10 protein-coding genes are annotated in these 13,292 nt (G+C 68.8%); 4 read left to right on the forward strand and 6 right to left on the reverse strand.

Annotation, left to right across the window (positions count from 1 at the left end):
• Nucleotides 1-42: 42 nt before the first annotated feature.
• The 4 genes from IB278_RS15225 to IB278_RS15240 are packed head-to-tail and all read right to left on the reverse strand — an operon-like array spanning nucleotide 43 to nucleotide 6,215.
• Nucleotides 43-1,266: a hybrid sensor histidine kinase/response regulator gene (locus IB278_RS15225; protein ID WP_192323854.1), complete on the reverse strand. Its 1,224-nt coding sequence runs from the start codon at nucleotides 1,264-1,266 to the stop codon at nucleotides 43-45.
• The gene (locus tag IB278_RS15230) at nucleotides 1,253-1,861 is read right to left on the reverse strand and encodes a chemotaxis protein CheB (protein ID WP_192323856.1); all 609 of its coding nucleotides are present in this window, start codon (nucleotides 1,859-1,861) and stop codon (nucleotides 1,253-1,255) included. Before IB278_RS15230 ends, IB278_RS15225 begins: the two co-directional genes overlap by 14 nt.
• Nucleotides 1,858-2,712, reverse strand: a complete 855-nt coding sequence (locus IB278_RS15235; protein WP_307698535.1) for a CheR family methyltransferase — start codon at nucleotides 2,710-2,712, stop codon at nucleotides 1,858-1,860. The genes IB278_RS15230 and IB278_RS15235 overlap by 4 nt, the downstream gene beginning before the upstream one ends.
• Nucleotides 2,709-6,215 (reverse strand): response regulator, encoded by a 3,507-nt coding sequence (locus IB278_RS15240; RefSeq protein ID WP_145747361.1) that lies wholly within the window; start codon nucleotides 6,213-6,215, stop codon nucleotides 2,709-2,711. Before IB278_RS15240 ends, IB278_RS15235 begins: the two co-directional genes overlap by 4 nt.
• A 148-nt stretch (nucleotides 6,216-6,363) precedes the next feature.
• Between IB278_RS15240 and IB278_RS15245 the strand changes: the two genes are divergently transcribed.
• A complete protein-coding gene (locus IB278_RS15245) occupies nucleotides 6,364-8,706 on the forward strand; it encodes a helicase C-terminal domain-containing protein (protein ID WP_192323858.1) in 2,343 nt (780 codons plus the stop codon).
• Nucleotides 8,693-9,301, forward strand: coding sequence for an alpha-ketoglutarate-dependent dioxygenase AlkB (locus tag IB278_RS15250; protein ID WP_192323860.1), 609 nt, complete (start codon nucleotides 8,693-8,695; stop codon nucleotides 9,299-9,301). The genes IB278_RS15245 and IB278_RS15250 overlap by 14 nt, the downstream gene beginning before the upstream one ends.
• On the opposite strand, the gene IB278_RS15255 is transcribed toward IB278_RS15250, so the two are convergent.
• Both IB278_RS15255 and IB278_RS15260 read right to left on the reverse strand, forming a co-directional pair.
• Nucleotides 9,265-9,978 (reverse strand): UdgX family uracil-DNA binding protein, encoded by a 714-nt coding sequence (locus IB278_RS15255; protein WP_192323862.1) that lies wholly within the window; start codon nucleotides 9,976-9,978, stop codon nucleotides 9,265-9,267. The two genes, IB278_RS15250 and IB278_RS15255, sit on opposite strands and share 37 nt — an antisense overlap.
• Nucleotides 9,979-10,022: 44 nt before the next feature.
• Complete coding sequence (locus IB278_RS15260; protein ID WP_145747357.1) at nucleotides 10,023-10,220, reverse strand: hypothetical protein; 198 nt, start codon at nucleotides 10,218-10,220, stop codon at nucleotides 10,023-10,025.
• Nucleotides 10,221-10,644: 424 nt separating this feature from the next.
• On the opposite strand from IB278_RS15260, the gene bioA reads away from it, so the two are divergent.
• Complete coding sequence (bioA, locus tag IB278_RS15265) at nucleotides 10,645-12,057, forward strand: adenosylmethionine--8-amino-7-oxononanoate transaminase (protein WP_192323865.1); 1,413 nt, start codon at nucleotides 10,645-10,647, stop codon at nucleotides 12,055-12,057.
• Nucleotides 12,041-13,273, forward strand: coding sequence for an 8-amino-7-oxononanoate synthase (gene bioF, locus IB278_RS15270; protein WP_192323866.1), 1,233 nt, complete (start codon nucleotides 12,041-12,043; stop codon nucleotides 13,271-13,273). Before bioA ends, bioF begins: the two co-directional genes overlap by 17 nt.
• Nucleotides 13,274-13,292: the final 19 nt, after the last annotated feature.

A 13,292-nucleotide genomic window follows, 5' to 3' on the forward strand; every position in this document is an offset into this window, starting at 1 on the left:
CCAGTATCCCGGCCAATCGCCTTCCGCGCAGTAGGAGGGCGCCTACGCCCGCACTTGCGTCGCAGTCTTCGCGGCGGCCTGCAGCGGCAGCTCGACATGGAACACCGCACCTTCGCCGGGCCGGCTCTCCACCTCGATGCGCCCGCCGTGCAGGCCCACGATCTTGCGCGTGATGTAGAGCCCGAGCCCAAGGCCGGGCGCATGCTTGCGGCTGTCGTCGGTGCGTTCGAACTGCTCGAAGATGCGCTGCTGGTCTTCGGGCGCAATGCCGATGCCCTGGTCGCGCACGGTGATGTGCGCGGCGCCGTCCCGCTCCCACAGCATCATCTCCACGGGCTTGCCGCCGCCGTAGCGCAGTGCATTGGTCAGCAGGTTGGTCAGCACCTGCTCGATGCGGAACTCGTCCCACACGCCGCGCAGCTCGCGCGGTGCTTCCAGCGCGATGACCGAGCCCGCGGCTTCGGCCTGCTGCCTGAGGCCTTCCACCACGGCCCGCGCGAGCGCGACAAGGTCGACCGGCTTGGGCTGGATCGACAGCGCGTCCCTTCGCATGCGCGTGACGTCGAGCATGTCGTCGATCAGCCGCACCATGTTGCGGATCTGCCGCTGGTCGCGCTCGATCATGGCGGGAAGGCGATCCGCGGAAAAGGACTCCAGCTTGCCCCTGGACACCTGGACCTGGCGCAACTGCGTTTCGAGGTACAGGGTGTTGAGCGGCGTGCGCAGCTCGTGCGAGACCATCGACATGAAGTCGTCTCGCATGCGCACCGCGCGTTCGAGTTCGTGCTGCGTGTGGCGCAGCTGCTGGACCAGCTCTTCCTGCTTCTGGTTGGCCACCGCGAGCGCATTCATTTCGTGCCGCAGCGCCTTGCGGTGGCGGTACAGGTCGACGAACACGTTGACCTTGCCGGTGACGGCATGCGGATCGAGCGGCTTGTAGAGGAAGTCGACCGCGCCGCTTTCATAGCCCTGGAAGGCGTAGTTCGAATCGCGGCCCGCCGCCGTCACGAAGATGATCGGGATGTGCCGCGTGCGCTCCGTGCCGCGCATCAGCTCGGCCAGCTCGAAGCCGTTCATGCCGGGCATCTGCACGTCGAGGATGGCCAACGCGAACTCGTGGTCCAAGAGCAGCGCAAGCGCCTCCTCGGCCGATGCCGCGCGGTACACGGCGCGCCCCGGGCCCCGGATCAGGGCCTCGAGCGCAAGAAGGTTCTCGGGCAGGTCATCGACGATCAGCAGCTTGCTTTCGACGTCAATGATGGGCATGGGCGGACTCCAGTTGCAGCAGCAATGTGCGAAGCTCGCGCAGGGCAAGCACGTGGTCGGGACGATGCAGGGCAATGGCGGCCCGGGGCATGGTGGGAATCTGGGCTTCCTCCGGGTCCTGGACGGCGGTGATGCCGCCGCCCATGTGAATGCGCAAGAGGCCTTCGGCGCCGTCGTCGTTCGCGCCCGTGAGCAGGAAACCGGCCAGCGCGGGACCGTAGGCATCGGCGGCCGAGGCCATCAGCACGTCGATCGACGGCCGCGAAAAGTGCACGGGCGGCTCGCAGCTGAGCGAAAAGCATCGATCGCGCTCGATCGACAGGTGATAGCCGGGCGGCGCGAAATACAGGCTGTCGGGCGCGATCGGCATCTTGTCGGCCGCCTCGTGCACCGGCATGTGCAGCCGCTCGGCAAAGATCTCGGCCAGGTGGCTCTGGTGGCCTTCGGGCAGGTGCAGGACGACCACCACCGGAAGCCGCCACGGCGGCGGAATGCCGTGCAGGAGCGCCAGCAGCGCCTCGATGCCGCCCGCAGACGCGCCGACCACCACGGCTTCGACGCGCCGCGCAGGGATTTGGCGAGCATTCGGCTTCATGTGGCCTTTCGGTAGATGCGCTCTGGCTGCGAATGGACGTCGAAGCGATCGGCATAGCTCGAGAAGTCGATGCTCTCCTTCGCGCCCAGGCCCAGGAAGCCGCGGTGGCAGAGCGACTCGTGGAACAGGCCGAGCGCCCGGTCCTGCAGCTCGCGGTTGAAATAGATGAGCACGTTGCGGCACGACACGAGCTGCGTTTCGGCAAAGACACTGTCGGTGGCCAGGCTGTGGTCGGCAAAGATGACGTCGGCGCACAGCGCGGGGTCGAAGCGCGCGGCGTCGTAGGCCGCAGTGTAGTAGTCGGAAAAAGAACTGCGGCCGCCGGCGCGCTGGTAGTTGGCCGTGTAGCCGCGGATCGATTCGATCGGGAAGATGCCCTGCCGTGCCTTCTCGAGCGAGGCGGGGTTGATGTCGGTGGCGTAGATCTGGGTGCGGGAGAGCAGGCCTTCCTCGCGCAGCAGGATGGCCAGCGAAAAGACTTCCTCGCCGGTGCTGCAGCCCGCCACCCACACCTTGAGGGATGCATAGGTGTGCAGGATCGGCACCACGTGCCGGCGCAGCGCGAGAAAGTAGGCCGGATCGCGGAACATCTCGCTCACGGGAATCGTCAAGTACTCGAGCAGCCGGCCGAACAGCAGCGGATCGCGCAGCACCTTCTCCTGCAACGCCGAAATGCTCGGCAGCCCGAGCTGTGCCAGCGCGTGCAGCACGCGGCGCTTCTGCGAAGCCACGGTGTAGTTGCGGAAGTCGTAGCTGTAGCGCAGGTAGATGGCTTCCATCAGCAGCCGCAGCTCGATCTCCGTGTTGCTCAACGCGGAGGTCAGGGACAGGGCAGCGGCATTGGGGTTCACAGCCGCTCCATTTTGGGCATCCACACGCGCAGAAGCGAGACCAGGCGCTCCAAATCCACAGGCTTGGCCAGGTAGTCGCTGGCGCCCGCGGCCAGGCACTGCTCGCGGTCGTCCTTCATGGCCTTGGCGGTGATGGCGATCACGGGCAGCTTCTCGAAGCGCGGGTCCGCGCGCAGCCGGCGCGTGGCCTCCAGGCCGTCCATTTCCGGCATCATCACGTCCATCAGCACCAGGTCGATCTCGCGCGCCTGGTCGAGCTTTTCGAGCGCCTCGCGGCCGTTGCGGCCGATCTCGACCGCCGCGCCGCGCTGCTCCAGCGCGCTCGTGAGCGCAAAGAGGTTGCGCACGTCGTCGTCCACCAGCAGGATGGTGCGGCCCTCGAAGATGCGGTCGCGCCCGCGCGCCGCCTTCAGCATGCCCTGGCGCTCGCTGGACAGTTCGGCCTCGACCTTGTGCAGGAACAGCGTGACCTCGTCCAGCAGGCGTTCCGGCGAGCGTGCGCCCTTGATGATGATGGAGCGCGAATAGCGCTGCAGCTCGGCTTCCTCGTCGCGCGTGAGGTTGCGCCCGGTGTAGACGATCACGGGCGGGAACGAGACGATCTCTTCCGACGCCATGCGCTTGAGCAGCTCGCTGCCCTGCATGTCGGGCAGGTGCAGGTCGGTGATCATGCAGTCGAAGACGCGCCTGCGCAGCAGTTCGAGCGCCTCTTCGCCGGAGCCCACGGCGGCGATCTCGATGTCTTCGTCGCCGATCAGCCGGATCACGCTTTCGCGCTGCAGCGCATCATCCTCGACCAGCAGCACGGCCTTGACCTTCTGCGCGAGCTTTTCCTCGAGCCGGGCGAACACCTGCATCAGCTCGGCACGCGTGGCGGGCTTCTGCGCATAGCCGATGGCGCCCATGTGCAGGGCGGCGGCCTGCGCGTCGTCGGCGGCCGAGACCACGTGGATCGGAATGTGGCGCGTCTGCGGCGAATCCTTCAGGCGCTGCAGCAGGCCGAGCCCGGTGCTGTCCGGAAGGCGCATGTCGAGCAGGATGGCATCGGGCAAGAACTGGTGCGCCAGCTCGAAGCCGTCGGCCGCGCCATGGGCCACCAGGCAGCGGTAGCCGAGTTCGTGCGCCAGGTCGTAGAGGATGTGCGCGAACTGCGGCTCGTCCTCGATCACGAGCACCCGGCGCACCTGGTCGGGCGGCAGCGTGCGGTCGTCGGCAAAGGAGGGCGGCGGCACGGCAACGGGCAGCGATGGTGCGGCGGGCGTAGGGTGCGCGGCAGGGAAGGGCGTGCGCGCCGCTGCGGAGCTGGCGGGCGCCGGAGCAGGGGGCCGAGCTGATTGTTGCGGGGCCTGTGGCGAGACCTGCGGCGCGGCAGCCGGCAGCTGCAGCGTGAAGGTGCTGCCCTGGCCGGGCCGGCTTTGCAGCGTGAGCGTGCCGCCCAGAAGGCGCGTGAGGTCGCGCGAGATCGAAAGTCCCAGGCCGGTGCCGCCGTAGCGTCGGCTGGTGGTGCCGTCGGCTTGCTGGAAGGCTTCGAAGATCAGCTCCTGCTGCTCGGGCGCAATGCCGATGCCCGAATCGCTCACCGCGAAGACCGCGCCGCCGTTCGCAGCCGCGGAAACCGTGAGCGCCACCTCGCCGCTGTTGGTGAACTTGATCGCATTGGAGAGCAGGTTCTTCAGGATCTGCTCGACGCGGTGGCGGTCGGTGGCCAGCGTGGCGGGCGAGCCGGGCCGCATCTCCAGGCGGAAGGCCAGCTGCTTCTCGGCGGCCAGCGGCCTGAAGGTGCTCTCCAGGCTCTGCGCGAGCTTGCCGAGCGCCACCTCTTCGACAACCACTTCGAGCTTGCCCGCCTCGACCTTGGAGATGTCGAGGATGTCGTTGATCAGCACCAGCAGGTCGTTGCCCGACGAGTAGATCGATTCCGCGAACTTCACCTGCTCGGGGCTCAGGTTGCCCTGCGGGTTGTCGGCGAGCAGCTTGGCCAGGATGAGCGCGCTGTTGAGCGGCGTGCGCAGCTCGTGCGACATGTTGGCCAGGAACTCCGATTTGTAGCGGCTGGCGCGCTGCAGTTCGTCGGCGCGGTCTTCCAGGTCGCGCTGCACGCGGCGCAGGGCCGCATTGCGCTGGTCGAGCGCCTCGGTGCGCTCGGAGAGCTGGCTGTTGGTCTGTTCCAGTTCGGCCTGCTGGTTCTCCAGCATGGCCTGCGAAGCCCGCAGCGCACGCGACTGCTCCTCGAGTTCTTCGTTGGCGGTGCGCAGCTCTTCCTGCTGCACCTGCAGTTCCTCGTTCAGCTGCTGCGTTTCGGCCAGCGCGTCCTGCAGCTGCTCGCGGTAGCGCGCCGCCGCGAGGGAGTCGCCGATGTCCTCGGCCACCAGGTCGAGCAGCTCGTTGGTGCGCGCATCGGGCACGGCCGGCAGGCCGAGTTCGACCACGCCGTTCACCACGCCGTCGCTCGACACCGGCACCAGCAGCACCGCCGTGGGCGCCATCTCGCCCAGGCCCGAGTTGACCTTCAGGTAGTCGGCCTGGATCGGCTCCACCAGCATGCGGCGCCGTTCCGCGGCCGCCTGGCCGACCAGGCTCTGGGTCGGCGAGAACACCTGCGGCGAAGCCTCGGCTTCCATCGAGAAGCCGTAGCTCGCCGCGCGGCGCAGCGTGCCCTGCCGCTCGCGCACGTACAGCGCGCCGACCGCGCTGCCCAGGTGCCGCGAGAAAAAGGCCAGGACCTTGCGGCCGAGGTCGTTGGCGTTCAGCTCGCCCACGAGCTCTCCGACCAGCTCGGTCTGCGCGCTGCGCAGCCACGCCTGCTGCGCCAGCTGTTCGGCGTGGGCGGCCTGGTCGCGCAGCACCGCGTCGTAGCTGCCCGACAGCCGCATCAGCTGCCGGCGGCCGAAGTAGGCCACCATGCCGGTGAACACCAGCGTGAAGAGCAGGAACACGGCCACCACCAGCCAGGCCGTGCGGTTGACCTCTTCGTTGCGCTGGAAGCGCAGGCCCGCCTGGGTGTCCATGAAGGCGGTGAACTCGGTGCGCATGTCGGCACGCAGCTGCTTGCCCCGGCCTTGGCGCACCCCTTGCTGGTAGTTGCCGCCGGCGCGGCGCAGGGCGATCAGGTCTTCCGCGAACCCGTTCCAGGCCTCCTGCAGCGCCGCGATGCGCTCGACCCGCTCGGCCTGCTGCCGGTTGTCCAGCACCAGTTCGCGCAGCGCGGCGGTGTCGCTCTTGATCCGGGGCAGCGCGCTCTGGTAGGGCTCGAGAAAGCTTTCCTCGCCGGTGATCAGGAAACCGCGCAGGCCGGTTTCCATGTCGATGCTGCGGGCCTGCAGTTCGCTGGCACTGCGCGTCACCTGGTCGGTTTGCTCGACCCGGCTGATGGTTACCAACAGGAACACGATCAAGCTGACGAACACCAGCGCACCGACCAGCCCGCCAAGCAGCGGCCATTTCAGGTTGCGGCTCAGCAGGCGGTCGAAGTCGTCGGGATCGATCGCGGTCGGCATCTTCATTCCATCAAATATTTGTAAGCAAAACCTTTGAAGTTTTGCCGAATTTCGGTGCACCAGCTGTCGGAGAAGGCCCCGATACCACTTTTCTCGCGCGTGGGTCGCGGGGCAGGCGCGGCCTCGCTATACTGTTGTTTTGTACAGCATCAGCGTGACCACGGATCTTCCTCCAAAGTCGCCGGCACCGGCGCCCGATGCTCGCACCGTATCCGTCAAGGCCCTGTGCGCCTTCGGTGCCAAGGCCGGCGACCTCGACCTGCGTTTCGTGCCTGCGCCCAGCGCGCTCGAAGGCATGGCCGGCCACGCGCTGGTGCAAGGCCGGCGTGGCGACGGCTACGAGAGCGAAGTGCCGCTGCGCTCGCAATGCGGCGCGCTCACGGTTCGCGGCCGTGCCGACGGGCACGACCCGGGCGAACCCCGCGTCGAGGAAATCAAGACCTTCCGCGGCGACTTCGACGCCATCCGCGGCAACCACCGGGCGCTGCACTGGGCCCAGGCCCGCTGCTACGGCTGGATGCTCTGCGAGATGCACGGCTACGAGCACATCACCGTGGCGCTGGTGTACCTGGACCTCGGCACCGGCGAGGAAACCGTGCTGGAAGAGCCGCACGCGCGGGCCGAGCTGCAGGCGCATTTCGAGCTTCTGTGCGCGCGCTACAGCGCCTGGGCGCAGAGCGAGGCCGCGCACCATGCGGCGCTCGGCCGTGCGCTCGGTCAGCTGGCGTTTCCGCATGGCTCGTTCCGGCCCGGCCAGCGCGAACTGGCCGAGGCCGTCTATCGCGCCGCCGTCAACGCGCGTTGCCTGATGGCGCAGGCGCCCACCGGCATCGGCAAGACGCTGGCCACCATCTTTCCGCTGCTGAAGGCGCGGGCCGCGCGCAGGATCGACAAGATCTTCTTTCTCACCGCCAAGACCTCGGGCCGGGCCGTGGCGCTGGAGGCCGTCGGCGTGCTGGGCAATGACTGCGCGCAGGTGCGGGTGCTCGAGCTCACCGCGCGCGAAAAAGTCTGCGAATACCCCGACCGGGCCTGCAACGGCGATGCCTGCCCGCTCGCCAAGGGCTTCTACGACCGCCTGCCCGCTGCGCGCGAAGAAGCCGCGCAGGCCGCCAGGCTCGACCGGCAGGCGCTGCGACGAATTGCGCTGACGCACACCGTGTGCCCTTACTTCCTCGCGCAGGAAATGGCGCACTGGTGCGACCTGATCGTGGGCGACTACAACTACTACTTCGATGGCAGCGCCTTTCTCTACGCCACCATGAAGGACGCCGAATGGCGCGCGGCGGTGCTGGTGGACGAGGCGCACAACCTGCTGGAGCGCGCGCGCGGCATGTACACCGCGCGGCTCGACGGCCTGGCGCTGGAAGACGCGCACCGCGTGGCGCCCGCCTCGGTGCGCGGCGCGCTCGGCCGGTTGTACCGCGAATGGGACACGGTGCAGCAGGCACAGACCGAACCCTACGACACGGCCGACGAGATTCCCGATCGCTTCGCTCGCACGCTGCAGGCCGCCAACACGGCCATGGGCGAGTACTTCGCGGCCACGCCCGACGCGGCGCAAGGTCCGCTGCAGCGCTTCTTCTTCGATGCGCTGCAGTTTGCCCGGCTGGCCGATGCCTTTGACGACCACTCGATCTTCGAGCGCACGCTGGGCCCTGCGCACGACCATCAGCAGCGCAGCCTCGCGATCCGCAACCTGGTGCCGGCGCCATTCCTCGAGCCGCGCTTCGCGGATGCCGCATCGGTCACCTGTTTTTCCGGCACCTTGTCGCCCTTCGAGTTCTACCGCGACGCGCTGGGGCTGCCGCCGGAGACCATGCTGCTCGACGTGGCCTCGCCATTCCGCAGCCAGCAGCTGCGCGTGGAGGTGGCCATGAACGTGTCGACGCGTTTTCGCGACCGCGCGGGCTCGCTCGCTCGCGTGGCCGGGATCATCGGCGACCAGTTCGAGCGCATGCCGGGCAACTACCTCGCGTTCTTCAGCAGTTTCGACTACCTTGAAAAAGCCTGCGCGGCCTTCCTGGCCAGGCACCCCGGCGTGCCCGTGTGGGCCCAGACGCGCGGCATGGCCGAGGCCGATCGCCATGGCTTTCTCGCGCGCTTCGAGGAGGGAGGCCAGGGCATCGGCTTTGCCGTGCTCGGCGGCGCATTCGGCGAAGGCATCGACCTGCCCGGCAGCCGGCTGATCGGCGCCTTTGTGGCAAGCCTCGGCCTGCCGCAGCACAACGCACTCAACGAGATCACGCGCGAGCGCATGCAGGCGCGCTTCGGCAAGGGCTACGAATACACCTACCTCTATCCGGGCCTGCAGAAAGTGGTGCAGGCGGCCGGCCGCGTCATTCGCACCGAGCAGGACAGCGGCGTGCTGCACCTGCTGGACGACCGCTTCGCGCGCGCCGAGATCCGGCAGCTGCTGCCGCCCTGGTGGGAGCTGCGCCTGGGCGGGCCGGCGCATGCCGATGAAGGGGAGGATTTCTTCGATGCGCTCCGCTAGGCACATCCAGCTCGCTGACGAGCCCGACCTGTTCGGCGAGGCGCCCGCGGCCGCCATCGAAGGCCTGGGCTACGAGCGCGAATTCCTCACCCGCACCGAGGAAGCCGAGCTGCTGCGCCTCGTGCAGGGCTTCGAGCTGCGCGAGATGCGCTACAAGGCATACACCGCGCGCCGCCGCGGCATCAGCTTTGGCGGCAGCTACGACTTCGACAAGCACCAGCTGCGTCCGGGCACGGCCATGCCGCCCGCGCTTCACCCGCTGCGCGCGCGGGTGGCGGCATGGATGGGCATGGCGCCCGAGGATTTCGCCCATGTGCTGATCTCCGAATACCGGCCCGGCACGCCGCTCGGCTGGCACCGCGACGTGCCGGACTTCGAGGACATCGTGGGGGTTTCGCTGCGCAGCAGCGCGGTGATGCAGCTGCGGCCCTATCCACCGGCCAGCGCCACCGCGCCCGCCAGCCTCCAGTTGCTGATCGAGCCGCGCTCCATCTACATGCTGCGCGGCGAAGCGCGCTGGGCCTGGCAGCACAGCATCGCGCCGACCGAGGCGCTGCGCTATTCCATCACCATGCGCACGCGGCGCCGCGCGTGACCTGCGGCGGGTCTTGCCGCGGGTTTTTCCGCGGCGGGCTGCTTTTCGGCCGGGCGCCTGGCCCCGGCTTTCTTCATCAGCTCCGAAGCCACCGACAGGTCCTTGAGCCAGGCTTCCCAGGCTGCTTCGCGCTGCAGTGGATCGCCGCGCAGCAGGGCGGAGGGATGCAGCGTGACCAAAACGCGGCGGCCTGTCTGCGCATTCTCGATCCATTGGCCGCGCTCCTTCATCACCGCGACGGGTCGGCCGAGCAGCGAGCGCGCGGCCGTGCCGCCGAGCGCGATGCAGGCGCGCGGCTGCACGAGTTCGATCTCGCTTTCGAGCCAGTGGTGGCAGGCTTCCACCTCGCGCTGGCCCGGGGTCTTGTGCATGCGGCGCTTGCCGCGTGGCTCGTACTTGAAGTGCTTCACCGCATTGGTCACGTAGAGCTTCTCGCGCGACCAGCCGAGCTCGGCCACCGCACGGTCGAACAGCTTGCCGGCCGGGCCCACGAAGGGGCGGCCGACCAGGTCTTCCTTGTCGCCCGGCTGCTCGCCCACCACCATCAGCGCCGCGCCAACCGGGCCTTCACCGAACACCGACTGGGTTGCATGCGCGCCCAGCGGGCATTCGCGGCAGGCGTCGGTCGCAATGCTGAGGGCCTTCAGCGCTGCCGTGGCCTCGTTGCGATGGGACATGGGCCGGCTCCGGTGCGCCGTTGGGGTTCAAGCGGCCACCACCCTCAATGCGTGGAACCGCCGCCACCGCCGCGCCGCGACTGGCTCTGGTTGCTGCCGCCGATGTGGCTTTCGCGGTCGTGGCGGCTCTCGGTGGTGCGGCGCGGCTCGTTGCGCGGTGTCGGGCTCTGGTGGCCGGCCTTGTTGTGCTGGGGAGGCAACGAACCACGCTCGTCGGGCGTGTTGGGGTTCGTCTTGGACATGGGCTGCTCCTTCGAATGAATGGATGGTTGGACATTTATTTGTCCGCGCCGCGCATGCCCGCTGGTGTCGGAATTGGCCCACCGCGGGCGTCGTCCAAGCCTCATGCGCGGGCACGGCGGGTGGGGGACTTGCCAATAGCCGATATCTGCCATTCAGCTGTCCGATCCGGAGAATCACCACCTCGATCGGGGTGAGAACTCGATACTCCGCGGAAATCTTTGTCGCCCCCAAGACAACTTGCAATGGCTTCCCGGGCCGGCCTCCGCACGTCAAGCGGCCCGGTTGCACGAGGTTGATCCGAACGAGTGTTCTATCCCGGCCAACGTCGCTCAAGTGCCCGCATTTCGATGCCCGCACCGGCGGTTTGCCGTGCCGGACCTGCACCGATACGATCCCGCGCCTTGCCCCCAAAGGAATGCGCTGATGCCGCCAACGATTGCTTCTCCCTCGACGCCTGCCGCGTCCAAAAACGCCGGCTGGCAGCAGCGCAGCCGGCGCCACGTCTGGCATCCGTGCACGCAGAGCATCCGGCTCGAAGCCGTGCCGCCGCTGCCGATCGCGCGGGGCGAGGGCGTCTGGCTGTTCGACCACGACGGACGCCGCTACCTCGACGCGACGAGCTCGTGGTGGGTCAATCTCTTCGGCCATGCGCACCCGGCCATCAACGCCGCTCTCAAGGACCAGCTCGACACGCTCTCGCATGTGATGCTCGCGGGCTGTACGCATGCGCCGGCCGTCGAGCTGGCCGAGCGGCTCGCCGCGCTGACGGGCCATGCGCTGGGCCACTGCTTCTATGCCTCGGACGGCGCCTCGGCCGTGGAGATCGCGTTGAAGATGAGCTTTCATGCATGGCGCAATGCAGGCCGGAGCGGCAAGCAGGACTTCGTCGCGCTACGCCGGGGCTATCACGGCGAAACGCTGGGGGCGCTGCATGTGACCGACGTGCCGGTGTTCCGCGACGCCTACGCGCCGCTGCTCGCGAATTCGCACCTCGTGGCATCGCCCGACGCCCGGGCCGCGCAGCCGGGCGAGGACGCCGCTGCCGTGGCGCGCCGCGCCGCGGCCGAACTCGAAGCGCTGCTGGCGGAACGGCATGCATCGATCGCTGCCGTGATCGTCGAGCCGCTGGTGCAATGCGCCACCGGCATGGCGATGCACGACCCCGACTACCTGCGGCTCGTGCGCGCGCTGTGCGACCGCTACGGCGTGCACCTCATCGCCGACGAGATTGCGGTGGGCTGCGGGCGCACCGGCAGCTTCTTCGCGTGCGAGCAGGCCGGCATCTGGCCCGATTTCCTGTGCCTTTCCAAGGGCATCAGCGGCGGCTACCTGCCGCTGGCGCTGGTGATGACGCGCGATGCGATCTACCAGGGCTTCGTCGACGACGACGTGGCGCGCAGCTTCCTGCATTCCCATTCCTACACCGGCAACGCGCTGGCCTGCCGCGCGGCGCTCGCGACACTCGATCTGTTCGAGCGCGAGGACGCGCTGCGCCGCAACCGCGCCCGTGCCGAACGGTTGATCGACCGGTTGCGCGAGGGGCTTCACGGCATGCCCGTCGAGCATCTGCGCCAGCGCGGAATGATCACGGCCTTCGACATGCGCGAGCCCGGCGCCCGGTTCGCGGAACGCTTTCACCTTGCCGCACGGGCGAACGGGCTGCTGATGCGCCCGATCGGCTCGACGGTCTACCTCATGCCGCCGTATGCGATCGGCGACGGCGACATCGACCTGCTGGTCGACGGCACGCTGGCCACGCTGCAGGCCGTGGCCGCCTCCGCCCATGCAGACCACGCAAATCACGTAGAAGGAAGCCGCGATGCCGCGCTTGCTTGAACGCCTGCAGGACGAGATCGCCGCGCTCGACGCGCAGTCGCTGCGCCGCCGCCGGCAGATCGCCGAAACCGCCTGCGCCCCCGAGCAATCGCTGACGCTGGCCGGCGCGAGCGCGCCGCGCACCATGCTCGGCTTCAGCAGCAACGACTACCTCGGCCTTGCCGCGCATCCGGCACTGGCCGCCGCACTGGCCGAAGGCGCGGCACGCTACGGCACGGGCAGCGGCGGGTCGCACCTGATCCTCGGCCACTCGCGCGCGCATGCCGAACTCGAGGAGCGGCTGGCCGGCTGGATGGCGCCGTTCATCCCGGAGGCGCAAAGCCTGTTCTTCTGCACGGGCTACATGGCCAACCTCGCAGTGCTGTCGGCGCTCGGCGGCGCGGAGGCGGTGATCTTTTCGGAGTCGCTGAATCACGCGTCGCTGATCGACGGGGCGCGGCTGGCCAAGGCGCGGGTCGAGCGCTATCCGCATTGCGGCGTGGCCGCGCTCGATGCGCAGCTCGGCGCCTGCGATGCGCCGGTCAAGCTGATCGTGAGCGATGCGGTCTTCAGCATGGACGGCAACATCGCGCCCGTGGCCGAGCTGCTCGCGCTGGCCGAGCGCCACGACGCCTGGCTGGTGCTGGACGACGCGCACGGCTTCGGCGTGCTGGGCGCCACGGGCCGCGGCGTGCTGCAGGCCATGGAGCTGCGCTCGGAGCGGCTGGTGCTCGTCGGCACGCTCGGCAAGGCGGCCGGGGTGTCGGGCGCTTTCGTGGCGGCGCACCGCACCGTGATCGACTACCTCGTGCAGCGCGCGCGGCCGTACATCTTCACCACCGCCGCGCCGCCGGCCATCGCGCATGCGCTGCTCGCGAGCCTGGCGCTGATCGAGGGCGAAGAAGGCGACGTGCGCCGCGCCCATTTGCATGCGCGCATCGCCCAGCTGCGCCGCGGCCTCGAGGCGATCCTGCCGGCGGACGGCAGCGCCTGGCTGCCCGATTCGCCGACCGCGATCCAGCCGCTGATCGTCGGCGACAACGCACGCGCGATGCAGACGATGGCGCAGCTCGATGCCCGCGGCCTGCGCGTCGGTGCGATTCGCCCGCCAACCGTGCCCGCCGGCACCGCACGGCTGCGGATCACGCTGTCGGCCAGCCATTCGGAGGACGACGTGGCACGGCTGCTCGACGCCTTGGGTGAAGCATTGGCGCAGCCGTGGAAGAAAGCCGCATGAGCGCCGCGCCGGGTGCACC

The organism is Variovorax sp. VRV01, assembly GCF_014852545.1.
Classification (GTDB): Bacteria; Pseudomonadota; Gammaproteobacteria; order Burkholderiales; family Burkholderiaceae_C; genus Variovorax; species Variovorax beijingensis_A.